This is a genomic window from Mesorhizobium sp. L-8-3, assembly GCF_016756615.1.
Taxonomy (GTDB): Bacteria; Pseudomonadota; Alphaproteobacteria; order Rhizobiales; family Rhizobiaceae.
Window position 1 is genome coordinate 6,255,313 of sequence record NZ_AP023262.1, and the last position, 23,083, is coordinate 6,278,395.

A 23,083-nucleotide genomic window follows, 5' to 3' on the forward strand; every position below is an offset into this window, starting at 1 on the left:
TTCAGGCGATTTTGCACGCGGAATCTGAAGACCGCGTCATATCGACACCAACGGCTGTGCGATCGGCTGGTCAAGCCGCGAGCGCCTGATGTGGTGCCTCCTTCGCGCCTGTCATGAAGGCGACTGCGTCGGACATCGTATATTCCTTCGGATCGATGACGCACAGGCGACGGCCGAGCCGATGGATGTGGATGCGGTCGGCAACCTCGAAGACGTGCGGCATGTTGTGCGAGATCAGCACGATCGGCAGGCCGCGCTTCTTCACGTCGAGGATCAGCTCCAGCACCCGCCGCGATTCCTTGACGCCAAGCGCCGCGGTCGGCTCGTCCATGATCACCACCTTGGAGCCGAAAGCCGCAGCGCGAGCCACCGCCACCCCCTGGCGCTGGCCGCCTGACAAGGTCTCCACCGCCTGGCCGATGTTCTGGATGGTCATCAGGCCGAGTTCCGACAGCTTTTCGCGGGCACGCTTCTCCATGGCCGGACGATCAAGCATCCGGAACCAGCGCCCGAACAGGCCTGGTTTGCGCAGTTCCCGTCCCAGAAACATGTTGTCGGCTATGGAGAGTGCCGGCGACAGGGCAAGGTTCTGGTAGACGGTCTCGATGCCGGCATCGCGCGCCTCCAGGGGAGACCTGAAGTGTACCGGCTTGCCTTCGAGCGTGATCTCCCCCTCGTCGGGCAGGACGGCGCCTGAGATCGCCTTGATCAGCGTGGACTTGCCGGCACCGTTGTCGCCGATCACGGCCAGAACCTCGCCGGGATAGAGGTCGAAATCGGAACTGTTGAGAGCGGTGACGCGTCCGTAGCGCTTGACCAGGCCACGTGCGGTGAGAATCGGTTCCATCAGGCGGCCACCTTTCTGATCCACTGGTCGATGGCGACGGCGGCGATGATCAGCGCGCCGATCAAGAGATAGGTCCATTGCGGGTCGGTGCCGATCAGCCTCAGCCCGAGCGAGAAGACGCCGACGATGAGGGCGCCGAACAGCATGCCCAGTATCGAGCCGCGTCCGCCGAAGAGCGATATGCCGCCGATCACCACGGCAGTGATCGATTCGATGTTGGCGAACTGGCCAGCGGTCGGAGAAACCGAGCCGATGCGGCCGATCAGGGCCCAGCCGGCAAGCGCGCAGATCAGGCCGGAGATCGCGTAGACGGTCACCAGGATGCGCTTGACTTGTACGCCGGAGAGCTTCGCCGCCTCGGGGTCGTCGCCAATGGCATAGACGTGCCGGCCCCATGCGGTGTGATTCAATATGTACCACAAGAGCCCTATGAGCAGCACCATGGCAACGACGCCATAGGTGAAGACGGCGTTTCCGACCCTGAAATTCTGGCCGAAGAACTGGAGGATGGACGCCTGCGCCTCGATGTCCTGCGAGCGGATCGTCTCGTTCGCGGAGTAGAGGAAATTGGCGGCGAGAACGATCTGCCAGGTGCCCAGCGTCACGATGAAGGGCGGCAGCTTCATGTGGGCGACGAGCACGCCGTTGACCCAGCCGCAGGCCGCGCCAACGGCCAGTCCGCACAGGACCGAAAGCGCCGGCGGAAGCCCGTAGCGGAAGGTGAACTGGCCCATGACAACGGATGAAAGCACCATGATCGCGCCGACCGACAGGTCGATGCCCGCCGTCAGCACGACAAGGGTCTGCGCAGCCCCGACAATGCCGACGATCGCCACCTGCTGCAGGATCAACGTCATAGAGAAGGCGGAGAAGAACTTGCCGCCAACCAGGACGCCGAACACCAGCAGCGACAGCACGAGCACGATGAGCGGTACGGCCGCCGGGCTCGAATGGAGAAAATGCTGCGCCTGCTCCAAGGCGGAGCGCTTGTGGGTGTCGAAACTCGCAACCGCCGTGTCGCTGCCCGAGAGAACCTTCTCGAACTCCTGCGGCTGACGGCCATGCGCCGTAGCGTCGCTCATGTCTTTTCCTCCTGGAGCGCCGTGCGTACATCTGCACACGCAAAAGACGTCACAGCACCGTGCATCCGCGCATCTGGCTTCCCGAAATTCGATCCCGATATTTCGGGCCGATGCGGCAGGGGCGTCGCCCCATGATGGAGGCGGTCAATGAGACCGCCTCCGGCGTTGTCGCCGTCAGCCGATCAGATCAGCCCCAGCACTTGTCCATGCCGGTCTTGACGTCGATCGACTCCACTCCGGCGGCCGGCTTGTCGGTGACCAGCGCCACACCGGTATCGAAGAAGTCCTTGCCCTCGGTCGGCTTCGGCTTCTCTCCCGTCTCGGCAAACTTCTTGATCGCCTCCACGCCGAGCGCGGCCATGAGAAGCGGATATTGCTGCGAGGTCGCGCCGATCACGCCTGCCTCGACATTCTTCACGCCCGGGCAGCCGCCGTCGACGGAAACGATGAGCACGTTGTTCTCCATGCCCACGGCCTTGAGCGCCTCATAGGCGCCGGCCGCCGCGGGCTCGTTGATCGTGTGCACGACATTGATGCCGGAATCCTTCTGCAGAAGGTTCTCCATGGCCTTGCGGCCACCTTCCTCGTTGCCGTTGGTGACGTCATGGCCGACGATGCGCGGATCGTCCTCGTCGCCGATCTTGTTGACGTCCTTGGTGTCGATGCCGAAGCCCGTCATGAAGCCCTGGTCGCGCAGGACATCGACGGTTGGCTGCGACGGCGCGAGGTCGAGGAAGGCGACCTTTGCGTCCTTGGCCGCGTCGCCGAGGGTAGCGGCTGCCCATTGCCCGATCAGCTTGCCGGCCATGAAATTGTCGGTGGCGAATGTCGCGTCGGCCGCGTCAGCCGGCTCGAGAGGCGTGTCGAGGGCGATGACCAGGATGCCGGCGTCACGCGCCTTCTGCACGGCGGGTACGATGCCCTTGGTGTCGGAAGCGGTAATCAATATGCCCTTCGCGCCGTCGGCGATGCAGGTCTCGATGGCGGCGACCTGACTTTCGCTGTCGCCATCGATCTTGCCAGCATAGCTCTTGAGGTTGACGCCAAGCTCGGAGGCCTTGGCCGTCGCGCCCTCTTTCATCTTGACGAAAAACGGATTGGTGTCGGTCTTGGTGATCAGGCAGGCGCCGACATCGGCTGCCGAAGCCTGGGACGCGATCGCCAGCATCGCGGCGGTCGCCGCGCCAAACACGGAAAATTTCAGAGTGAGCTTCGCCACGATAGTCCTCCCGGTGAGCTTGAAACGATGGCGGCATCAGCGACGCCGCCCGACCCGAGGCGCCTCCTGAACGCGCCGGTGTCCTGCCCATCCAGAAAATACCAATCGGAAGGCCGAGTCAATAAATAAATCACTATGATTTAATATTGACATGGATTGCATCCGGCCGCATTCTTTGGTCGAAAGCCCTCGGGGCTTGGGAGGAATGCCATGGAAGCGGAGATTTCGAGAAGCGGTGCCGAGCCGCCCGAGAGCCGGTTCCAGCGCGGCACGAACCAGAGCGGCATGCGCGACTTCAACGAGAGGCTCGTGCTGTCGCTGGTGCGGCGTAGCGGCAGCCTCGCCAAGACCGACATCGCCCGCATGACCGGACTTTCGGCGCAGACGGTTTCCGTCATCATGCGCGAGTTGGAGGAAGAAGGCCTCCTGCTGCGCGGCGAGCCGGTCCGCGGCAAGATCGGCCAGCCCTCCGTTCCGATGTCGCTCAACCCGGACGGCGCCTATTTCCTCGGTCTCAAGATCGGACGCCGAAGCGCCGAGTTGGTGCTCATCGATTTCGTCGGTGCAGTGCGGGCGATGCTGCAGTTCTCCTATCGTTATCCGACGCCGCGCGAGACCGTCGATTTCGTGACCCGAGGCATGGAGCAGATCCGCTCGACGCTGACCGGCCGGCAGGACAAGCGCATATCGGGCATGGGCATCGCCATGCCGTTCGAGCTATGGAACTGGGCCGAGACGGCCGGAGCGCCGAGCAGCGTCATGGACGAGTGGCGCCATCGCGACATCCGCGCTGAAATCCAGGCGAAATGCCCTTTCCCGGTCTATCTGCAGAATGACGCAAGCTCGGCATGCGGAGCCGAGCTGGTGTTCGGCCGGGGTACGATCCCTCGCGACTTCATCTATTTCTACATAGGCGCATTTGCCGGCGGAGGCGTCGTGCTGAACGGCAGCCTTCACGTCGGCCCGAGCGGAAATGCGGGAGCCCTGGGCTCGATGCCGGTTCCCGGCCCGGAAGGGCGGCCCACGCAGCTGATCGACATCGCCTCGATCGCGATCCTGGAAAAGGCGCTCAACGCCAGGGGTATCGAGGCCTCTCATCTTTGGACATCGCCCCAGGACTGGGGTGATGTCGGCCCCGATCTCGATGAATGGATCGCCGCGGCCGGAACCGCCCTCGCCTATGCGATCGTTTCCGCCTCGTCAGTGCTGGATTTCGAGGCAGCCGTGATCGACGGCTGGATGCCGGAAGCCGTCCGTAGCCGGCTGGTCGCATCCGTGCGGGAGGCGCTCGCGAAGATCGACGTTGAAGGCCTGCACCTGCCAGACGTCCGGGAGGGAACGGTCGGTCGCCACGCCCGAGCGCTCGGCGCTGCGAGCCTGCCGCTGTCCGATCGTTTTCTGATCGGCACAGGCGCGCCGATGAAGAGCGCATGAGCGTCAGGGCCGAACACACCGGCGACCATCCGGCTCTCCGTTGCGCGGGAGACCGCGAGATCCTATTCGGGCATGATCATCCACAGAGGACCGATCCATGATCCTTTGCTGCGGCGAGGCGCTGATCGACATGCTGCCGCGCGAGAGCACGACGGGCGAGCCCGCTTTCGCACCCTATGCCGGCGGCGCGGTCTTCAATTCCGCCATCGCGCTCGGTCGCCTCGGCGTGCCGACCGAGTTCTTCTCTGGTCTCTCCTCCGACCTGTTCGGGCAGCAGATCCGGGAAGTCCTCGCCTCGAGCAATGTCGGCTCGACCTATGCCGTCGTGTCGGAGCGGCCGACAACGCTCGCATTCGTGCGCCTCGTCGACAGCCACGCCACCTACACCTTCTATGACGAGAACACGGCTGGCCGCATGCTGTCGGAGGAGGCTCTCCCAGCACTCGACGGCGCCGTGGATGCCATGCTCTTCGGTGCCATCAGCCTCATTCCCGAACCCTGCGGCTCGGCCTATGAGGCGCTGATGAAGCGCGAGCACGCCAGGCGCGTCACCATGCTCGACCCCAATATCCGTCCCGGCTTCATCCCCGACAAGCAGAAGCATCTGGCGCGCATGCGCCGCATGATGGCGATGGCCGATATCGTCAAACTCTCGGACGACGATCTCGCCTGGTTCGGCGAGACCGGCTCGCATGCCGAGATCGCGACGCGCTGGCTGGAAGCCGGCCCGAAGCTGGTGATCATCACAGGCGGGGCCAAGGGCGCCGAAGGCTTCACGCACCGGCACAGGGTTTCTGTCGCCGCGCCCCGGGTTGCAGTCGTGGATACGGTCGGTGCGGGCGACACCTTCAACGCGGGCGTGCTCGCCTCGCTTCACGACCAGGGGCTGCTGACCAAGCCCTCGCTCGCCGCCCTCTCCGAAGCTGCCGTCCACGCCGCATTGTCGCTCGGCGCGACGGCGGCGGCGGTGACGGTCTCGCGCGCCGGCGCCAATCCGCCCTGGCGGCGCGAACTGGCTTGATCCCTGCCCGGTCTGGCCGATTGCCAAGACGGTCCTCGATGGCCTAAGGGGCCCAGCCAAGGGTCCTGGACCTCCGGCCGGCCGGAGATTCTCCACGGTTCCGAGCTTTGTTCGAGGAGAACTGACGTGAACAAGAGAAAGCTGCTCGCTGGCGTCGCCTTCGCCGCTTCAATGGTCTTCGCCGCTTCGGCCGCAAGGGCCGACATCGTGATCGGCCTCGAGGCGCCCCTTACCGGGCCGGTTGCGGCCTACGGGGAGCAGGTCAAGAACGGCGCCGAGGCCGCTGTCGACGCGATCAACAAGAACGGCGGCATTCTTGGCGAGAAGATCGTCCTGCAGCTCGCCGACGATGCAGGTGATCCAAAGCAGGGTGTTTCGGCCGCCAACAAGCTGGTCGGCGAGGACGTTCGCTACGTGGTCGGGCCGGTGACCTCCGGCGTCGCCATTCCCGCTTCGGACGTGTTTGCCGAGAACGGCGTGCTGATGGTGACGCCGACCGCGACCGCGCCTGATCTGACCGCCCGCGGCCTGACCAATGTCCTGCGCACCTGCGGGCGCGACGACCAGCAGGCCGAAGTCGCTGCCGCCTACGTGCTGAAGAACCTGAAGGACAAGCGCATCGCGGTCATCCACGACAAGGGCACCTACGGCAAGGGCCTCGCCGATGCTTTCAAGAAGGCAATCAACGACGGCGGCGTCAACGAAGTGCTCTATTTGTCGCTCACCCCCGGCGAAAAGGACCTGTCGGCGCTTACGACACGTCTCAAATCCGAGAATATCGACCTGATCTATTTCGGTGGCTATCATCCGGAGGGCGGACTGCTTGCCCGCCAGCTCAAGGACATCTCCGTCAATGCCACGATCGTCGGCGGGGAAGGGCTCTCCAACACCGAATACTGGGCGATCGGCAACGACGCCGCGGCCGGCACATTGTTCACCAATGCCACCGACGCGCTCAAGAACCCGGATTCGGCAGAGGCGGTGAAGGTGCTGAAGGAGAAGGGCATTCCGCCGGAGGCCTTCACGCTCAACGCCTATGCCGCGGTCGAGGTGATCAAGGCCGGCATCGAGAAGGCAGGCAGTGCCGACGATCCGGCGGCGGTCGCAGCCGCGATCAAGTCGGGCGAGCCGATCACCACCGCGATCGGCAAGCTGACCTATGGCGAAAGCGGCGATCTCAGCTCGCCGAGCTTCTCGATGTTCAAGTGGGAAGACGGCAAGATCGTCGGCGTGGAATAGTCCAGCCCTACAGTGGAATAAACATAATGGCCGGAGGGAGACCTCCGGCCATCGTGTTTTCACTATCTACTCGCGCCTCCAAACCCCTCATCCGACCGCGCTTCGCGCGGCCACCTTCTCCCACAAGGGGAGAAGGGAAGTCTCGCGCCAGCGTATCGGCCAATCGTCATCGTTCGACGATTTGCAGAGTCGCCGAAGCCAGGCTCCGACCTTCTCCCCTTGTGGCAGGCCGTGTGAAAACTCGGGCATTGGTTTTTTTGATGTGTCGAGGAGCATCTTGGGCTTCCCAAATCAACCTGGATCGGATTCAAATTGTTGATCCAAAGCAGTGATTTGCCGGATTTTTGGTAGTTTGAGACGAGGCCGAAATGGCGCATATGACAGGCCAGTCGCGGGAGCAAACGAGCTTGTTCCCGGAAACCTTGGACGAGGCGGTCGGTGCCGATCATCCGGTGCGGGTCATCGATGCCTTCGTCGACAGCCTCGATCTGGCGCAGCTCGGTTTCTCCAAGGTTGTTCCCGAGGCCACGGGCCGGCCACCCTACGATCCGGGCGATTTGTTGAAGCTTTATGTGTACGGCTACCAGAACCAGGTGCGGTCGAGCCGCCGGCTTGCGGCGGAAGCGCGGCGCAACATTGAAGTGATGTGGCTCACCCATCGCGCGGCGCCGGCCTTCAAGACGATTGCGGATTTCCGCAAGGATCATCCGGAAGCGATCGTTGGGGTGTGCCGGGCCTTCGTGCGCTTCTGCCGGGAGCAGGCGCTGGTCGGCGGCACGTTGCTTGCGATCGACGGGACCAAGATCGATGCGGTGGCGAGCCGCAAGCAGGTGGTGACGGCCAAGGAACTGGAGAAGGCGACGGCGGCCGTGGATCGCAAGATTGCCGCCTATCTTGCGCAGATGGACGAAGCCGACCGGGACGAGCGCGCGGCGCAGACGGATGGCGTGGACGTTGCGGCGGCGGTGGCGGCCTTGCGGGCGCGCCGCGAGCAGATCCAGCAGCAGGCCGAGGCTTTGGCCGGACGCGGGTTGAGCCAGTGGGTTCGCACCGAGCCCGAGGCCAAGCTGATGCGCACGGCTCGGCACGGCCATCAGGTGGCCTACAACGCGCAGACCGTGGTCGACGCAAAACACAAGCTGGTGGTTGCCTTCGACCTGACCAATGACGGCAACGACCAGTGCCAGCTCCACCCGATGGCGGTGGCCGGCCGCGAAGCCGTGGACGGTGACAAGGTAACGGTGGTGGCCGATGCCGGCTATTCGAACGGCGAGCACGGCCAGCGCTGCGAGGACGACGGCATCACCGCCATCGTGCCGCGGGCCGAAACCGTTAACCCGGAAGGCAAAGAGTACTTCACCCGCGACCAGTTCAGCTACGACGCCGAGAGCGACAGCTGGCGCTGCCCGGCCGGCGAAACGCTCACCCACCGGGAGACCTCGTGGACGGAACAGAAGAAGAAGTACGGGACCAAGGCCTGTGCGGACTGTGCCTTGAAGCCGAAGTGCACGCAGGCCGCCAAGCGCACCATCATCCGCCACTTCCATGAAGATGCGCGCGAGGCGATGCACCGGCGCGCCATCAGCGACCCCGAGTGGATGGCGCAGCGGCGCATGCTGGTCGAACACCCTTACGGCACCATCAAATGGATGATGGGCCATCCCCGGTTCCTGGTCCGCGGGCTGAAAAAGGCCAGGTCCGAGTTGGCGCTCAGCGTCCTGGGCTACAATCTGAAGCGGGTGGTGAACATTCTGGGTGTGCCGGCGCTGCTCCAGACCCTGCTGTCCTCGCAAGCATAGGGGGGCATGAACTCGTGCCTCAACTTCCAAACCACTCACCACGCTATGCCTCCGTCCAGTTCTCACACGGCCTGGTGGGAGAAGGTGGCCGCGCGAAGCGAGGTCGGATGAGGGGTGACTGCACGATGCCTACCCTTAAGATGCCCCCTTCGCGATGAAGGACGGGTTGGCATAATCGGCTTCACCGGACTGGCTGATCTTGCCATAGGCCAGGGGTAGGCCGTCGAGCGTAAAAGTCGTGCCGCCTGCGGCTCTCAGCACCGCGTCGCCGGCGGCCGTATCCCACTCCATGGTACGGCTGAAGCGCGGATAGATGTCGGCCTCGCCGCTGGCGAGCATGCAGAATTTCAGTGACGAGCCGACCGACACGAGCGTGGTCGGCCCGAGATCGCGGATAAAGGCCTCGGTCTCGGCATTGCAATGCGAGCGGCTGGCGACCACCGTCAGCGGCTCCTTGCCGATGCGGACGGAGATCGCTCGGCGTCCCACAGCTTCATGGTCCGACGACACAGTGATTTCCTCTGCCCTGCCCGGCTGGCCGACAAAGCATTTCCGGCTCGCGGGCGCATAGACGATCCCGATTTCGGGAACGCCCTCGCGGATCAGGGCGATGTTGACGGTGAAGTCCCCGCGACGACCGACGAACTCCTTCGTACCGTCGAGCGGATCGACAAGGAAGAAGGCACGACCGGGGTCCTTCGGGCACAGCCCTTCCGCCGTCTCCTCTTCGGCCACGCATGGAATTCCAGGGAAGGACCGGCGAAGCCCTTCGAGGATGATCCGCTCGGCCGCGCGATCGGCCTCCGTCACCGGCGAGGCGTCTTCCTTGCGCTTCACGTCGAAGCCGCGATGGAAGACCTCCATGATGGCGCGCCCTGCCGCGAGCGCGAGGGTTTCGAACAGGGCAAGGATCGCGCTGTCGTCAGATGCCGCCGCCGGCGTCGTATTGTTGATCGGCACTGTCCCGCTCGCGAAGCCAAGTCTCGACGGTTTCTACCATCTCTTCGGGCGATTTGCCTGTCGTCGCAAGATGGATCTCCGGCTTTTCCGGTGTTTCATAAGGAGAATCCAGTCCGGTGAAGTTGCTGATCTCACCGGCGAGCGCCCTCGCATAGAGCCCCTTGGGATCGCGCCTGGCGCATTCGTCGAACGGCGTGTCCACGAAGATCTCGACGAACTCGCCCTCGGCCATCCTCTCGCGCGCCATTGCCCGCTCAGCACGGAAGGGCGAGATGAAGGACACGAGCACGATCAGTCCGGCATCGGCCATGAGCCGCGCCACTTCGGCGACCCGGCGGATGTTCTCGACGCGATCCGCTTCGGTGAAGCCCAGGTCGCGGTTCAGGCCGTGCCGCACATTGTCGCCGTCGAGCAGGTAAGTGTGATGGCCGGCGGCGTGGAGCTTCTTCTCAAGCAGGTTGGCTATCGTCGACTTGCCCGAGCCCGACAGGCCGGTGAACCACAACACCGAAGGCTTCTGGTGTTTCAGCAAAGCGCGCGACGCCTTGTCGACGTCGAGCGACTGCCAATGGATGTTGGCCGCCCGCCGCAGTGGGCTGAGGATCATGCCGGCGCCGACCGTGGCGTTGGTCATGCGGTCGATGAGGATGAAGGCGCCGGTTGTCCTGTTCCGGACAAAACCGTCGAAGGCAATGGGCGACTGCACGGAAAGACTGCAGACGCCGACTTCGTTCATCTCGAGCGACTTCGCCGCCTCATGCGCGAAGCTGTTGACGTCGATACGGTGCTGCAGGTCGGTGACCGTGGCGTTGGACTGGTCGGTCTCGGTCCTCAGGATGTAGGAGCGACCCGGCAGCAGCGGCGTCTCGCCGAACCAGACGATATTGGCGGCGAACTGATCGGCCACATGCGGACGATCCGTCGGGGCCACCAGCATGTTGCCGCGCGAAACCTCGATCTCGTCCTCCAGCACCAGCGTGACAGCCTGTCCTTCGACCGCCCGCTCGAGGTCGCCGCCATGGGCGACGATGCGCTTGACCCGCGACGGACGACCCGACTTCGCCACCACGACCTCGTCGCCCCTGGCAACGGAGCCCGACGCGACGGTGCCCGCGAAACCGCGGAAGTCGAGATTGGGACGGTTCACATATTGCACGGGGAAGCGAAGCGGGCGCTCGCCGGTCGTCTCGCCGACCGGCACGGTCTCCAGGTGCTCGAGCAGGGTCGGACCGCGATACCAGTCCATGCTGTCGGAGCGACGGGTGACATTGTCGCCGAATCGCGCTGACATCGGGATGGGCTCGATGCCTTCGAAGCCGAGGCTCGCCGCGAAAGCCAGATATTCGTCGCGAATGCGCTCGAAGGCGACCCTGTCGTAGCCGACGAGGTCGATCTTGTTGACGGCGAGCACGATGCGGCGGATGCCGAGCAGCGAGGCGATGATCGAATGACGCCGTGTCTGGCGCAGGATGCCCTGGCGCGCATCGACCAGCACCACCGCCACATCGGCGGTCGAGGCTCCGGTCGCCATGTTGCGCGTATATTGCTCGTGGCCGGGCGTGTCGGCCACGATGAACTTGCGCTTCGGCGTCGCGAAGAAACGATAGGCGACGTCGATCGTGATGCCTTGTTCGCGCTCGGCCTCGAGCCCGTCGACCAGCAGCGCGAAGTCGATATCGGCGCCTGTCGTCCCGTGCTTGCGCGAATCCCGTTCCAGCGCGGCGAGCTGGTCCTCGAAGATAAGCTTGGTGTCATAGAGCAGGCGCCCGATGAGGGTCGACTTGCCGTCGTCGACCGAGCCGCAGGTGAGGAATCGCAGCAGCGACTTCTGCTCCTGGGCGGCAAGATAGTCGCGGATGTCGTCGACCGGCGCGATGTCCTTGGCCATGATGTGCTGCATGGTCAGAAATATCCTTCGCGCTTCTTCTTTTCCATGGAGCCGGATTCGTCGCGGTCGATCAGCCGACCCTGCCGTTCCGAGGTGCGGGCCGTCAGCATTTCGCTGACGATCATTTCGAGACTGTCGGCATCGGAATCGATCGCGCCGGTGAGCGGGTAACAGCCGAGCGTGCGGAACCGCACCAGCCGGTTCTCGACCACCTCGCCGGGCTTGAGTTTCAGCCTGTCGTCGTCGACCAGGATCATCATCCCGTCGCGCTCGACCACCGGCCGCTTCTTCGCGAAATAAAGGGGGACGATCGGGATGTCCTCCTGGAGGATGTACTGCCAGATATCGAGCTCGGTCCAGTTGGAGAGCGGGAAGACGCGGATCGATTCACCCGGCGCGATGCGGGTGTTGTAGATCTTCCACATCTCCGGGCGCTGGTTCTTCGGATCCCAGACGTGCTGGGCGTTGCGGAAAGAGAAGATGCGCTCCTTGGCGCGCGATTTCTCCTCGTCGCGACGCGCCCCGCCGAAGGCGGCGTCGAAGCCGTATTTGTCGAGCGCCTGGCGAAGCGCCACCGTCTTCATGACGTGGGTGTGGGTGTTCGAGCCATGATCGAAGGGATTGATGTTGTCCCTCACCCCGTCCTGGTTGACGTGGACGAGAAGGTCGAAGCCGAGCTTCGACGCCATGGCATCGCGAAACTCGATCATTTCGCGGAACTTCCAGGTCGTGTCGACATGAAGGAAAGGGAACGGCGGCTTGGCCGGATAGAAGGCCTTCATCGCCAGATGAAGCAGCACGGACGAGTCCTTGCCGACGGAATAGAGCATCACCGGCCTGGAGAAGGTCGCAGCCACTTCGCGGAAGATGTGTATCGCCTCGGCCTCGAGCCGGTCGAGATGCGAGAGTTTTGCGAGCATAGGGACACTTTCACCCGGCCGCCCGATTTTCAGGGCATGAGCGGCGCATCGTTCAGAAGGCCCACAGATCGCACCCGAACCCTTTTGCCTCAAGGCGAGCGCGACCAATAATCCTGTCCAGGGCAGACGAATTTTGCGCGGAGGGTAACCTTCGGGAAATCCCGTTTCTCAAGCCAGTCCCACCGGTGGGAAGCATGGTACCGGCACAGTTTGCAGCGCACGTTACAGACCCGCTCAGTTCCGCAAGGCCACCTCGCTCAATGCTTGCGTCGGCGTCACCGGCGGCTTCCAGCCGAGCCGGTCCGCAAGGACGGTGCCATCGACCACGCAATCCTCCATCATCCTCCGTAATGTTTCGCGCGACAGGAGGAGCGCTCCGCCGAATGTGAGCAGGCCAGATGAGACGGGAAACGACATTGCCCGCCGGCCCAGGGCTTCGCCGATCCGGGCGAACAATTCGCCATAGGTGAGGTCCAGCCCCTCGCCCGCCGGCAGCCTGAAGCTGCCGAGCGCGGCAGGCTCCAACGACGCCGCGGCGAACAGGTCGGCCAGATTGTCCAGATAGAGGAGGCTGCGCCGGTTCTTCAATGCGGCGAGCGGCAGGGGCAGCCGATAGCGCGCGGCCCGAACCATCAGGGACAAGAGCCCCGCACGGTCGGCGCCGAAGACGAAAGGCGGCCGCAGCACCGAACAGGCCATCCTGTCCTGTCCTGTCTCGGCCTGCAGCGCCGCCTCCGCCTGCAGCTTCGATCGGCCATAGGCATCCGCCGGCGCCGGCCGGCTTTCCGCGTCGATGCGGCCCTGATGGCCATAGACCCGGATGCTGCTCGCATAGACGAAACGTGCGACGCCGGCAGCGGCGGCAGCCTTGGCGAGCATCGCCGTCGCTTCCGCATTGGCGCGCATCATCTCATCTTTGGAGCCTCGTCCCGCATTTCCGGCGAGATGCACGACCACGTCGATGCCTTCGAGCAGCCGGTCCCAGCCTTCAGGAAACGACAGGTCGCCCTGACGCCATTCGACACTGCCGACCGCAGGCGTTATGCCTGATCGCGACACCGCGCGCACGGCAAGGCCACGGCGTGCCAATGCGGCGAGCGTGGCGCGCCCGACAAAACCGCTCGCTCCGGTCAGCAATACCTTCGCCGGCCTGTCCGCCATTCGAAATCCATTCCGATGTCGGGCCTTGCGCCCGATCGCCTGACCTGTGATGTGGGGAATACCGCGCTTGCTGCCGTTCTTCTAGGCGGCCCGGCGCGAAAGCCCGCTATCCTGGCCGACGGATTCTTCATGACCGACACGATCATTGCCTTCGTCATCAGTTTCGGCCTCGGCCTGGCGGCGCTTTTCCTGGTCCTTCGCCTGTTCTCCGGCTTCGCCTCCGCCGACTTCAACGAACGCTCGAACCACAGCCGTCCGACGCCCCAGATCGGCGGGCTGGCGCTGGTGCCGATCTTTGTGCTGGCAATGATCGCCTTCCGGCTCGCCGGAGAACCGACACCCGTCTTCTCGGACTGGGGATTCCTGGCGGCCGTACTCATCCTTCTCGCAACCGGAATCGTCGACGACCGTGTCAGCCTCGGCGCGTTGCCGAAACTGGCATTGCAGTTCCTGGCCGCAGCGATCGCCGTGACGGCGCTGGGCGACGTGCTGGACGCTGCACGGCTGCCTTATGCGCTGTCGGCGCTCGCTGCCTTCGCCGCGCTCGTCGCGATCACCAATCTCTCCAACTTCCTCGACGGGCTCGACCTGATGGCCGTGGCGACGATCGGCGTACCTGGTGTCTTTTTCGCACTGCTCGCCATGACCGGGGCGATCGGCCTCGCCTTCGGCCCGGCCGGCGCGGTCTCCGCCGGCCTGTTCCTCGCCTTCATCTCGGTCAACCGCCCGCCGGCCAAGGCGTTCCTGGGCGATGCGGGCAGCCTGCCCTTCGGCCTGATCCTCGGCGCCATGACCGTCGTGGTCGCCTGCCGGGTCAGTCCGATCGCCGCCCTGCTGCTGCCGGCCTACATGCTGTGCGACGGGCTGGTGACAATCATGCGCAGGACGTTCAGGGGCGAGAACATCCTCCACGCCCATTCGTCCCATGTCTATCAGCGCGCCTTCCGCACCGGCCGGCCGGTACTGGTCGTCATCGGCGCGACGGCCACCGTGGGTGCCGCCGCCGGGTTCGCGCTGCTGGCGACAGCCGGCGCCGGAATCGGCTGGCACATGGCGGCGGTGCTGGCCGCCTTCGTGCTGTGGTGGTCAGCCGCCGCCTGGCTCATGCGGGACATCAGGGCGTAGCCAGAGCGATATTTCGCCTATTCCAGGCTGACGTAGCTGCCCGGACGGAAGCGCGGCACGCAGACGCAATAGAATTCGAGATCCTCGGTGCCGGTGTTGGTGATACGCTGGGCGGTATCCGGCGGGATCACCGCCTGGTCGCCCGGTCCGAGCGGCCGGGTTAACCCGTCGACCTCGACAAGGCCCTGCCCCTTGCGCACGATGTAGCGTTCGGAAACGCCGACCAGCTTGTGAAGCTGCGTTGTGACGCCGGGCTCGACCCGGGCGATAGCAAGCGACGCCTCCGGCGAGGCGGCGTCGTTCAGAAGCTCTGTTATGTAGCAGCGCTCGTCGGTCCAGAACTCCCCCTTGTCCGCCTTAGCGACAAACCAATCCGGCATCGTTTCCCGAACCATTCGACACGCCTCGCCATCAATTTCGACAAAAATCACCAACCTTGACAAATGTTAAAATTCACTCTGTTATCTGTCAAACGAAATGGCGGGGGCGCGTGGAACCGCGCCTTCCATCGCCGGCAGAAACAGGGAACTGATACGTGTTCGCGTTCGCTTCGCTCGTCGATTTCCTTCGCGCCGGCTCGGGCTTCGATCTATGGTGACGACGGGCTGAACGGTCCGCCATCAACCAGTTCCTGCAGCGGCGGGCATATCTGCGACTGGGCAAGACGAACAACGGGAGAACACTGCAATGAAGTTCTGGAAGACATGGCTGATGGCCGGCGCTTTGGGGGTGGCCGCCATCACGACGGGGGCCCAGGCCGCCGACAAGCTGTTCGTCTATGTTTCCCCCGACGCGATCGGCGTGAATGCCTTCCTCCAGATGGGCAAGACCGGCATCGAGAATGCCGGCAAGGAATACGGCGCCGACGTCAAGACCTATGAGAGCAAGACGGCGGCCGACCGGCTGGAGAACGTCAACGCCGCGATCAACGAAGGCGCCGACATCGTGGTGCTGCTCGGCTTCGAGTTCAACGACATCGTCAAGCAGGTGGCTCCGACCGCGCCGGATACGCAGTTCCTGATCGTCGACCAGTGCGTCGACGAGCGCCCGGACAATGTCCACTGTGCCGTGTTCCGCGAGCACGAGGCCAGCTACCTGATGGGCGTGGCGGCCGGCATGCTGACCAAGACCAAGAAGGTCGGCGTCGTGGGCGCGCTCGATATCCCCTTCCTGCACCGTTACACGGACGGCTACGCCGAGGGCGTCAAGTCGGTGGCACCCGACGCGACGGTCGACGTGCGCTGGGTCGGCGGCGACAACCCCTTCGCCGATCCGGTCCGCGCCAAGGAGCAGGCCGTCGCCATGAACGCGGCCGGTTCCGACCTCATCTTCACCGCCACCGCGGGCGGCGACTACGGCGTGTTCGAAGCGGCCAAGGACGGCAACTTCCAGGTCTTCTCGGTCGACGTGAACCACTGCCCCGAACTGCCGGGCAAGATGGTCGACATCACCATGAAGCGCGTCGACAACGCCATGGTCCAGGCGATCGGCAACATCCTCAAGGGCGAGAAGAAGACCATGGCGTCGCTCGGCCTGAAGGAAGGCGGCATGGCCGCGATCGCACTCGACAAGGATGGCCTCGCCGACAGCAAGTGCGTCGTCGCCGATCACCCCGAAGTGGTCGAGAAGATGCGCAGTGTGGCGGCCAGCATCATCGACGGCTCGCTGAAGCTCGAAGATCCGATGTTCGCCAAGTGACGGACTTTGGCGCCCGCGTACCAGGCGCGGGCGCTCCTTCTTCGATCAAGCTCTGAACGGACCCGACCCGATGCATGTCGCGCTTTCCGACATCACGGTGCGCTTTGGCGCGCTGACCGCCGTCGACGGCGTTTCCCTCGGGATCGCGCCGGGCGAGATCCACGCCGTGGTAGGCGAGAACGGCGCCGGCAAGTCGACACTGATGAACGTCCTGTTCGGACTGGTGCGGCCGGCATCTGGCACGATCAGTCTCGACGGCACGGAGCGGCGCTGGGCCTCGCCGCAGGACGCGATACGCCACGGCCTCGGCATGGTGCATCAGCACTTCATGCTCCAGGAAGCGATGACCGTTCTCGAGAACATCGTACTCTGCGCCGAGCCGATCGGAGCTTTCGGTTTCGTCGACTTCAACGAAGCCAGGCAGCGCCTTGCCAAGGGCGCGGAGCAACACGGCATCCTCGTCGATCTCGACACCGAGGTCTCGCAGTTGTCGGTCGGCGAGCGCCAGGTCGTCGAGATCCTGAAGGTTCTCTATCGCGACGCTCAGGTGCTGATCCTGGATGAACCGACGGCGGTGCTGACGCCGCGCGAGAAGGATCAGCTCTTCGCCATCCTAAGAAGCTTCCGCAGCGCCGGAAAGTCGATCGTGCTCATCACCCACAAACTCGACGAGGTGATGGAGATCGCCGACCGGGTGAGCGTGATGCGCGGCGGCAGGCTGGTCCGCTCGGGACCGCTTTCGGAGACGTCCAAGGAAGAGATCGCACGCGGCATCATCGGCGGAGAACTGCCTCCGGTCCGCCAGCGAAAGGCACATCCCGTCGGCGACGTGGTGCTGTCGGTCGAAGCGCTCACCGTGCCGGGGCGCGGCACCACTGTCGGCCCCCTTTCCTTCTCCGTCCGAGCCGGAGAGATCGTCGGCATCGCCGGCGTCAGCGGCAACGGCCAGGCCGAGCTGGTCCAGGCGCTGACCGGCCTGAAGCGCCAGCAATCGGGCGCCATCGCGCTCCGCGGCAAGCGCATCGAGACGCTCGACGTAGACGACAGGCGCCGCCTCGGCATGAGCTACATTCCGGAGGACCGGCAACGCGTCGGCCTCGCGCTCGGCGCGACGGTGAGCGAGAACGCCAATGCAGGGCGCGACGATCGGTCGGCATTCGCGACCGGTCCCTTCCTCAAGCGTTCGGCAATGGGACGGTTCGCCCGCTCGCTCATCGACAGCTACCGCATCCGGGTCGCCGGCCCTTCGGCGCGCGCATCGACCATGTCCGGCGGCAACAAGCAGAAACTCGTCGTCGGCCGCGAGCTGGCGCGCAAGACGCCGCTGGTGATCGCGGAGAACCCGACCTGGGGCGTCGACATCGGCGCGATCGACTTCATCCATGGCGAGCTCATGCGCATGCGCGACGAGGGCCATGCCGTGCTGGTGGTGTCGACCGAGCTCGACGAGATCATCGCCCTCGCCGACCGCATCCTCGTCATGTATTCCGGCACCATCGCCGGCGAGGTCTCGGGCGCCGAAGCAGACCGGGATCGTATCGGCAATCTCATGACGTCGCGCACGCACGCCGCCTTTGCGGAGGTCGCATGATACCGCCCCGCCTCGTCGCGCGCGGATCGCGTGGCCGCCCTTCGCAATCGATACGCCTTCGCCGGGTCGCGTCCGCGTCTCCCACAGGAGCAAGCCCACTGATGCCGAGTGTCGGAAATGCAGCCTGACCGGGACAACCTCCTCCTTCGCGAGGTCCTGCCCTGGCTGGGCGTCGTCGTCTCGATCGGCGTGATCCTCTTCCTGCTGATGGCGCTCGACGGAGCTCCGTTCGGCGAAGCGGTGCGTGGCTTCATCTCGGGCGCGTTCGGCGGTCGCCGCTTCGCCTATCTCATGGCGACGCTCTCCCGCACCGCGCTGATCGTGGGCATGGCGGTTTCGGTCATGATCAGTTTCCGGGCCGGGCTGTTCAACATCGGCGGCGAGGGCCAGCTCGTCGCCGGCGGCCTGGTCGCGGCGCTTGTGGCAATCATGCTGCCGGGACCGCCGCTCGTCGTGCTGATCGTGTCGATCCTCGCGGCGATGGCGGCCGGCGCCCTATGGGCGCTGCTCGCGGGCGTGCTGCAGCTCTATGTCGGCGTGCCGCTGCTGGTCGGTTCGCTGCTGCTCAACTATCCGGTCCGCTACATCGCCTCCTATCTGGTCGCGCATCCGTTCCGCGACGTGGAATCGGGCATGGTGCAGTCGCATCTCGTGCCGCAGGCGACATGGCTGCCCTATTTCCCCGGCACGCGGCTCGACATCGGCATCCTCTTCATCGCGGCCGCCGCCATCTTCGCAATCGTCTACAGCTACACCACGGTGCACGGCTATCATACGCGCCTGAACGGCCTGTCGGCCGATTTCGCCCGCGCCGTCGGCCTGCCGGTGCGCAAGCTCGCCCTGCAGACCCTGATGATGAGCGGGGCCATTGCCGGGTTGGTCGGCGCCATCGCCGTCTTCGGCATCCATCATCGCTACATCGACGGCATGCTGGTGCAGCCGCTCTACGCCTGGACAGGCATCATCGCAGTGCTACTCGTCGGCATGATCCCCTGGCTCGTGCCGCTCTCCGGCTTCTTCTTCGCAGCGCTCCAGACCGGAGCAGCCGGCATGGAGCGCACGGCCGGCGTGCCCAAGGAGATCGCGCTGGTCATGCAGGCCGTCATCATCCTGTTCGTCGCAAGCCGTGTCTCAGGGGCGCTGCTCGCCTCCTCCGACAGGAAGGGGGCCGACGGTGCTTGAGCTACTGTTCGACCCCTCCTTCGCCGCGTCGGTTCCGCGCTTCGTCACGCCGATCCTGCTCGCCGCCCTCGGCGGGGCGCTGTGCGAACGCGCCGGCGTCTTCAACATAGCGCTCGAAGGTTTCATGCTGACCGGCGCCTTCGCCGCCGTCCTGGGCGCCTATTTCGCCGGCTCACCCTATATCGGTGCTTTCGCCGCCGTGCTCTGCGGCGTGGCGATGGGCCTCGTCTTCGCCGAATTCAACCTGCGGCGCGGCGGGGACCCGATCGTGGTGTCGATCGCCGTCAACATACTCGCGGCAGGTCTCACCACCTACCTGCTTCGCGCGATCTTCAACGTGACCGGCGCTTTCAGCGACCCCGGCATCCTCGGCTTCGAACCGCAGAACATCCCGCTCATCGCCTCCATTCCTTTCGTTGGCAAGCTTCTCAGTGGCCAGTCGATCCTGTTCTATCTGGCGCTGGCCGCCGTTCCAGCGATGCATTTCTTCTTCGCGCGACACCGGCTCGGCCTGCGCATGCGCGCGGCGGGCGAGAACCCGGCGGCGCTGAAGGCAGGCGGTGTCAGCCCGCGCCGCGTGCAACTCCTCGCCCTTGTCGGCTGCGGCGCGCTGTGCGGCCTCGCGGGCGCGCAACTGTCGATCGCCAACGTCAATCTCTTCGTTGAAAACATGAGCGCCGGACGTGGCTGGATCGCGGTCGTCGCAGTTCTTCTGTCGCGTGGCCGGCCGCTGCCGCTGTTCCTGATCGCCGTTGTGTTCGGCATGGTCGACAGCCTGTCCTTCCGTGTCCAGGGGCTGGGTATGCCGCAGCAGTTCACGGACATGATGCCCTATCTCGCGACGCTCGTGGTCCTGGTGGCCCTCTCCTGGTGGCGCCGCAAGCGGACGGCCTGAGCAGGGCAAGGAGGAGAAGGAGGACGCCATGGCCGATCTCGTTATCAGGAACGCGACCGTCGTCACCTGCGACGGGAGCGGCAGCGTGATCAGGGATGGCGGCGTCGCCGTCGACAACGGCCGCATCACCCACGTTGCCGCCTCGAACGAACTCCAGGGCCTCGCAGGTAGCGCGAAGCGGGTCGTCGATGGTTCCGGCCATATATTGATGCCGGGCATCGTCAACACCCATTGCCATGCCGGCGACAGCCTGTTCCGCGGGCTGGTGGAGGACCTGCCGCTGGAGCCCTGGCTGCAGACGGTATGGAAGGCGGAAGGCGCGATTCTCACGCCAGAGACCTCGCGTCTCGGCAGCGAGCTCGGCTTCGCCGAGCTGCTTCTCTCGGGCGTCACCTCTGTCATGGACATGTTCTGGTATCCCGCCGAGACGGTTCGGGCAGCCCGCTCTGTCGGCGTCCGTGTCGCGACCGGAGGCATCTTCTTCGATCCGCCTGGCATCACCGGACACGACCTCGCTGGCCGGATCGCCGAGGCGGAACACTTCTTCGATGAATTCGGAAGCGCCGACGACGTCTTCCCGACGGTGCTGCCGCACGGCGCCTATACGGTGGCGCCAGACAATCTGAAGAAGGCCAAGGCAATCGCGGAACGCCACGGCGCCCTTTTCTCGACCCACGCCGCGGAGACCAGGGCCGAACAGGCCGACGTCACCGGCCGTTACGGCCGCTCGGTGATCCGCCATCTCGACCATCTGGGTCTGCTCGACGCCCGCACGGTGTTGGCTCACTGCGTGCATCTCGACGACGAGGAGATCGAAATTCTGGCGCGCACGGGAACCTCGGTCGCCCACAACCCGATGTCCAACCTGAAGCTTGCCTCCGGCGTGGCGCGCGTGCCCGACATGCTGGCATCAAGCATCAACCTCACCCTCGGCACCGACGGCGCCATCAGCGGCAACGACCTCGACATGTGGATGGCGCTCCGCCTCGCAGCCACGCTGCACAAAGGCGTCAGCGGCCGTGCCGACGCCGTCTCCACCAGCGAGGCGCTGGCCATGATCACGCACGCCGGTGCGAAAGCGCTCGGGGCTTTGGATCGCATCGGCAGCCTCGAGCCCGGCAAGCTTGCCGACATGATCCTCATCGACGTCAAGCGCGCCCATGCCGTGCCGGTCTTCGATCCCGTCACCCACCTCGTCTACTCGACGGCGAAGTCGGATGTTCGCCATGTCTTCGTCGGCGGCGAGCAGGTGGTCAGGGACGGGACGCTGACTCGCCACGACCTCGGGCGCACCATCGAAGCCGTCGAGCGGCTCGTCCCGAAAATTGCCGCCAGCGTAGCCTGAGCGACGGCAGCCAGGAAAGGAAGACAATGTCAGAAAACCAGCTTGCGCGCCTCGACCGCGCCCATGCATCCATTCGCCAAAGAGCCGGTGCGCCCTGCGAGATCGCCATCATGCTGGGCTCCGGCCTCGGCCAGCTCGCCGATGCCGTGACCGATGCGACGATCATCCCCTATGCCGAGATCGACGGTTTTCCGGTCTCGACCGCGCCCGGCCACAAGGGCCAGCTTGTCCTCGGCGAACTGTACGGACGGCGTGTCGTCATGATGCAGGGCCGGCTCCATCTCTACGAAGGCTGGGCGCCGCGCGACATCGCGCTCGCCGTCTACCTTCTGAAGCGCCTCGGCAGCGGCACGCTCGTCGTCACCAACGCCGCGGGCGGCCTCAATGCCGACTATCAACCCGGCGACGTCATGCTGATCGAGGACCATCTCAACTTCACCGGCGTGAGCCCGCTTGTCGGTCCCAACGACGATGCGATCGGCCTGCGCTTCCCGGATCTTTCGCGGGCCTACGACCCCGACCTGCTGAAGCTCGCGAAACTGGCCTCACAGCGCGCGTCGATCCCCGTGCGGCAGGGCATCTATGCCGGCGTGCTGGGTCCGGCGCTGGAAACCTCCGCGGAGCGCCGCTTCTTCCGTGCCAGCGGCGGCGACGCGGTCGGCATGTCGACGGTCACCGAAGTGGTCGCGGCCGCCCATGCCGCCCTGCCCGTCATCGGCATCTCTGCCATCACCAACGCCGCCACCGGCGGGCCGGACCAGCAGCCCGACACGATCGAGGACGTCTTTGCCCATGCCGCAATCTGCGGCCGCAAGATCGAGGCCATCCTGCGCGAACTCCTGCCGGCCCTGCCCGCTTCGAAGAACTGAGGAAGATTGAAATGAGCAACATCCCGCCCGTCGCGAACCTTCTCGACTTGTCCGGCCGCACAGTCATCGTGACCGGCGCCAGCGGCGGCATCGGGTCCGGGATCGCCCGCCGCTTTGCAGAGGCAGGCGCCAATGTCGTGTGCCACTACCAGTCCAACGGCGCGGCTGCCGAGGCTGTCGTGAAGGGCATCACTGCGGCGGGCGGCAAGGCCGTCGCCAGCCAGGCCGACATTTCGACCACGGCAGGGGTCGACGCGCTCGTAGCGCATGCAGTCTCCCGTTTCGGCGACCTCCATGCCATCGTCAACAATGCCGGCCACCAGCCCATGGAAATGCTGATCGACGTCTCGGAAGCGAGCTTCACCAAAATGATGGCGATCAATGCCGGCGGGCCTTTCCTGCTGACGCAGGCGCTGGCGAAGCACGTGCGCTCGAGCGGCTCCGGCGGCGGCGCCGTGGTCAACATCGCCTCGATCGAAGGCCATCAGCCGGCACCCGGCCATTCCCACTATGCGACGTCCAAGGCCGCACTGCTGATGTTCACCAAGGCCGCCGCGCTCGAACTCGGCGCGCTCGGCATCCGCGTCAACTCGGTGTCGCCGGGCCTGATCCATCGCGACGGCATCGAGGAAGGCTGGCCGGAAGGCGTCGGCCGCTGGAAGAACGCGGCGCCCATGGGGCGGCTCGGCCGGCCAGAGGACATCGCCGACGCGGCGCTGTTCCTCGTCTCGGATGCGGCCCGCTGGATCAGCGGAACCGATCTCATCGTCGACGGCGGCGTCAGCGCCCGTTCGACCTGGTAAGCCAA

Annotated in this window: 20 protein-coding genes; 12 read left to right on the top strand and 8 right to left on the bottom strand. The window is 65.1% G+C overall.

Going from position 1 to position 23,083, the window contains the following annotated elements:
* Nucleotides 1-70: 70 nt before the first annotated feature.
* The 3 genes from JN302_RS29035 to JN302_RS29045 form a co-directional block, all read right to left on the bottom strand.
* Complete coding sequence (locus JN302_RS29035) at nucleotides 71-847, bottom strand: ATP-binding cassette domain-containing protein (protein ID WP_202307681.1); 777 nt, start codon at nucleotides 845-847, stop codon at nucleotides 71-73.
* Entirely contained in the window at nucleotides 847-1,929 is a 1,083-nt protein-coding gene (locus JN302_RS29040) for an ABC transporter permease (RefSeq protein ID WP_202330011.1), read from the bottom strand. The genes JN302_RS29035 and JN302_RS29040 overlap by 1 nt, the downstream gene beginning before the upstream one ends.
* A gap of 187 nt (nucleotides 1,930-2,116) precedes the next feature.
* Nucleotides 2,117-3,097 carry a sugar ABC transporter substrate-binding protein gene (locus JN302_RS29045; RefSeq protein ID WP_202334485.1) on the bottom strand — a complete coding sequence of 327 codons (981 nt, stop codon included), beginning with the start codon at nucleotides 3,095-3,097 and terminating at the stop codon, nucleotides 2,117-2,119.
* Nucleotides 3,098-3,358: 261 nt separating this feature from the next.
* On the opposite strand from JN302_RS29045, the gene JN302_RS29050 reads away from it, so the two are divergent.
* The 4 genes from JN302_RS29050 (at nucleotide 3,359) to JN302_RS29065 (ending at nucleotide 8,641) form a co-directional block, all read left to right on the top strand.
* Nucleotides 3,359-4,582, top strand: coding sequence for an ROK family protein (locus JN302_RS29050; RefSeq protein WP_202330012.1), 1,224 nt, complete (start codon nucleotides 3,359-3,361; stop codon nucleotides 4,580-4,582).
* Nucleotides 4,583-4,679: 97 nt separating this feature from the next.
* Complete coding sequence (locus tag JN302_RS29055) at nucleotides 4,680-5,603, top strand: carbohydrate kinase family protein (protein WP_202330013.1); 924 nt, start codon at nucleotides 4,680-4,682, stop codon at nucleotides 5,601-5,603.
* Nucleotides 5,604-5,774: 171 nt separating this feature from the next.
* A complete protein-coding gene (locus JN302_RS29060; protein WP_202334486.1) occupies nucleotides 5,775-6,842 on the top strand; it encodes a branched-chain amino acid ABC transporter substrate-binding protein in 1,068 nt (355 codons plus the stop codon).
* Nucleotides 6,843-7,210: 368 nt separating this feature from the next.
* Nucleotides 7,211-8,641 (top strand): IS1182 family transposase, encoded by a 1,431-nt coding sequence (locus JN302_RS29065; RefSeq protein ID WP_202330014.1) that lies wholly within the window; start codon nucleotides 7,211-7,213, stop codon nucleotides 8,639-8,641.
* A gap of 135 nt (nucleotides 8,642-8,776) precedes the next feature.
* Here the strand turns inward: JN302_RS29065 and cysQ are convergent, their stop codons facing one another.
* From cysQ to JN302_RS29085, 4 genes are all read right to left on the bottom strand, one after another.
* Nucleotides 8,777-9,601, bottom strand: coding sequence for a 3'(2'),5'-bisphosphate nucleotidase CysQ (gene cysQ / locus JN302_RS29070; protein ID WP_274609235.1), 825 nt, complete (start codon nucleotides 9,599-9,601; stop codon nucleotides 8,777-8,779).
* Nucleotides 9,564-11,501, bottom strand: coding sequence for a sulfate adenylyltransferase subunit CysN (gene cysN, locus JN302_RS29075; protein ID WP_202330015.1), 1,938 nt, complete (start codon nucleotides 11,499-11,501; stop codon nucleotides 9,564-9,566). Before cysN ends, cysQ begins: the two co-directional genes overlap by 38 nt.
* Before the next feature lie 2 nt (nucleotides 11,502-11,503).
* The gene (cysD, locus tag JN302_RS29080; protein ID WP_202330016.1) at nucleotides 11,504-12,409 is read right to left on the bottom strand and encodes a sulfate adenylyltransferase subunit CysD; all 906 of its coding nucleotides are present in this window, start codon (nucleotides 12,407-12,409) and stop codon (nucleotides 11,504-11,506) included.
* Between the two features lie 234 nt (nucleotides 12,410-12,643).
* A complete protein-coding gene (locus tag JN302_RS29085) occupies nucleotides 12,644-13,570 on the bottom strand; it encodes an NAD-dependent epimerase/dehydratase family protein (RefSeq protein ID WP_202330017.1) in 927 nt (308 codons plus the stop codon).
* A 129-nt stretch (nucleotides 13,571-13,699) separates the two neighbouring features.
* Here JN302_RS29085 and JN302_RS29090 point away from each other — a divergent pair, with 129 nt between their 5' ends.
* Nucleotides 13,700-14,695: a glycoside hydrolase gene (locus JN302_RS29090; protein WP_202330018.1), complete on the top strand. Its 996-nt coding sequence runs from the start codon at nucleotides 13,700-13,702 to the stop codon at nucleotides 14,693-14,695.
* A gap of 17 nt (nucleotides 14,696-14,712) precedes the next feature.
* Here the strand turns inward: JN302_RS29090 and JN302_RS29095 are convergent, their stop codons facing one another.
* Entirely contained in the window at nucleotides 14,713-15,090 is a 378-nt protein-coding gene (locus JN302_RS29095) for a cupin domain-containing protein (protein ID WP_244845993.1), read from the bottom strand.
* A 292-nt stretch (nucleotides 15,091-15,382) separates the two neighbouring features.
* Here JN302_RS29095 and JN302_RS29100 point away from each other — a divergent pair, with 292 nt between their 5' ends.
* From JN302_RS29100 to JN302_RS29130, 7 genes are all read left to right on the top strand, one after another.
* Entirely contained in the window at nucleotides 15,383-16,393 is a 1,011-nt protein-coding gene (locus tag JN302_RS29100) for a BMP family ABC transporter substrate-binding protein (protein ID WP_202330020.1), read from the top strand.
* 70 nt (nucleotides 16,394-16,463) lie between these two features.
* Nucleotides 16,464-17,984 (top strand): ABC transporter ATP-binding protein, encoded by a 1,521-nt coding sequence (locus JN302_RS29105; RefSeq protein ID WP_202330021.1) that lies wholly within the window; start codon nucleotides 16,464-16,466, stop codon nucleotides 17,982-17,984.
* 117 nt (nucleotides 17,985-18,101) lie between these two features.
* Entirely contained in the window at nucleotides 18,102-19,166 is a 1,065-nt protein-coding gene (locus JN302_RS29110; RefSeq protein ID WP_202330022.1) for an ABC transporter permease, read from the top strand.
* On the top strand, nucleotides 19,159-20,061 hold the full coding sequence (locus JN302_RS29115; protein WP_202330023.1) for an ABC transporter permease: 903 nt from the start codon (nucleotides 19,159-19,161) through the stop codon (nucleotides 20,059-20,061). The genes JN302_RS29110 and JN302_RS29115 overlap by 8 nt, the downstream gene beginning before the upstream one ends.
* Before the next feature lie 28 nt (nucleotides 20,062-20,089).
* A complete protein-coding gene (locus tag JN302_RS29120) occupies nucleotides 20,090-21,406 on the top strand; it encodes an amidohydrolase family protein (RefSeq protein ID WP_202330024.1) in 1,317 nt (438 codons plus the stop codon).
* A 26-nt stretch (nucleotides 21,407-21,432) separates the two neighbouring features.
* The gene (locus JN302_RS29125; RefSeq protein WP_202330025.1) at nucleotides 21,433-22,275 is read left to right on the top strand and encodes a purine-nucleoside phosphorylase; all 843 of its coding nucleotides are present in this window, start codon (nucleotides 21,433-21,435) and stop codon (nucleotides 22,273-22,275) included.
* 11 nt (nucleotides 22,276-22,286) lie between these two features.
* Nucleotides 22,287-23,078 (top strand): SDR family NAD(P)-dependent oxidoreductase, encoded by a 792-nt coding sequence (locus tag JN302_RS29130; RefSeq protein WP_202330026.1) that lies wholly within the window; start codon nucleotides 22,287-22,289, stop codon nucleotides 23,076-23,078.
* Nucleotides 23,079-23,083: the final 5 nt, after the last annotated feature.

What these genes read in the sequence shown, in the direction of transcription:
- JN302_RS29130 (WP_202330026.1), top strand. Translation starts at nt 22,287, where the DNA reads ATGAGCAACATCCCGCCCGTCGCGAACCTTCTCGACTTGTCCGGCCGC.
- cysN (WP_202330015.1), bottom strand. Translation starts at nt 11,501, where the DNA reads ATGCAGCACATCATGGCCAAGGACATCGCGCCGGTCGACGACATCCGC.
- cysD (WP_202330016.1), bottom strand. Translation starts at nt 12,409, where the DNA reads ATGCTCGCAAAACTCTCGCATCTCGACCGGCTCGAGGCCGAGGCGATA.
- JN302_RS29090 (WP_202330018.1), top strand. Translation starts at nt 13,700, where the DNA reads ATGACCGACACGATCATTGCCTTCGTCATCAGTTTCGGCCTCGGCCTG.
- JN302_RS29040 (WP_202330011.1), bottom strand. Translation starts at nt 1,929, where the DNA reads ATGAGCGACGCTACGGCGCATGGCCGTCAGCCGCAGGAGTTCGAGAAG.
- JN302_RS29055 (WP_202330013.1), top strand. Translation starts at nt 4,680, where the DNA reads ATGATCCTTTGCTGCGGCGAGGCGCTGATCGACATGCTGCCGCGCGAG.
- JN302_RS29050 (WP_202330012.1), top strand. Translation starts at nt 3,359, where the DNA reads ATGGAAGCGGAGATTTCGAGAAGCGGTGCCGAGCCGCCCGAGAGCCGG.
- JN302_RS29110 (WP_202330022.1), top strand. Translation starts at nt 18,102, where the DNA reads ATGCAGCCTGACCGGGACAACCTCCTCCTTCGCGAGGTCCTGCCCTGG.
- JN302_RS29035 (WP_202307681.1), bottom strand. Translation starts at nt 847, where the DNA reads ATGGAACCGATTCTCACCGCACGTGGCCTGGTCAAGCGCTACGGACGC.
- JN302_RS29120 (WP_202330024.1), top strand. Translation starts at nt 20,090, where the DNA reads ATGGCCGATCTCGTTATCAGGAACGCGACCGTCGTCACCTGCGACGGG.
- JN302_RS29095 (WP_244845993.1), bottom strand. Translation starts at nt 15,090, where the DNA reads ATGGTTCGGGAAACGATGCCGGATTGGTTTGTCGCTAAGGCGGACAAG.
- JN302_RS29125 (WP_202330025.1), top strand. Translation starts at nt 21,433, where the DNA reads ATGTCAGAAAACCAGCTTGCGCGCCTCGACCGCGCCCATGCATCCATT.
- JN302_RS29085 (WP_202330017.1), bottom strand. Translation starts at nt 13,570, where the DNA reads ATGGCGGACAGGCCGGCGAAGGTATTGCTGACCGGAGCGAGCGGTTTT.
- JN302_RS29105 (WP_202330021.1), top strand. Translation starts at nt 16,464, where the DNA reads ATGCATGTCGCGCTTTCCGACATCACGGTGCGCTTTGGCGCGCTGACC.
- JN302_RS29100 (WP_202330020.1), top strand. Translation starts at nt 15,383, where the DNA reads ATGAAGTTCTGGAAGACATGGCTGATGGCCGGCGCTTTGGGGGTGGCC.
- JN302_RS29065 (WP_202330014.1), top strand. Translation starts at nt 7,211, where the DNA reads ATGGCGCATATGACAGGCCAGTCGCGGGAGCAAACGAGCTTGTTCCCG.
- JN302_RS29060 (WP_202334486.1), top strand. Translation starts at nt 5,775, where the DNA reads ATGGTCTTCGCCGCTTCGGCCGCAAGGGCCGACATCGTGATCGGCCTC.
- JN302_RS29045 (WP_202334485.1), bottom strand. Translation starts at nt 3,097, where the DNA reads ATGCTGGCGATCGCGTCCCAGGCTTCGGCAGCCGATGTCGGCGCCTGC.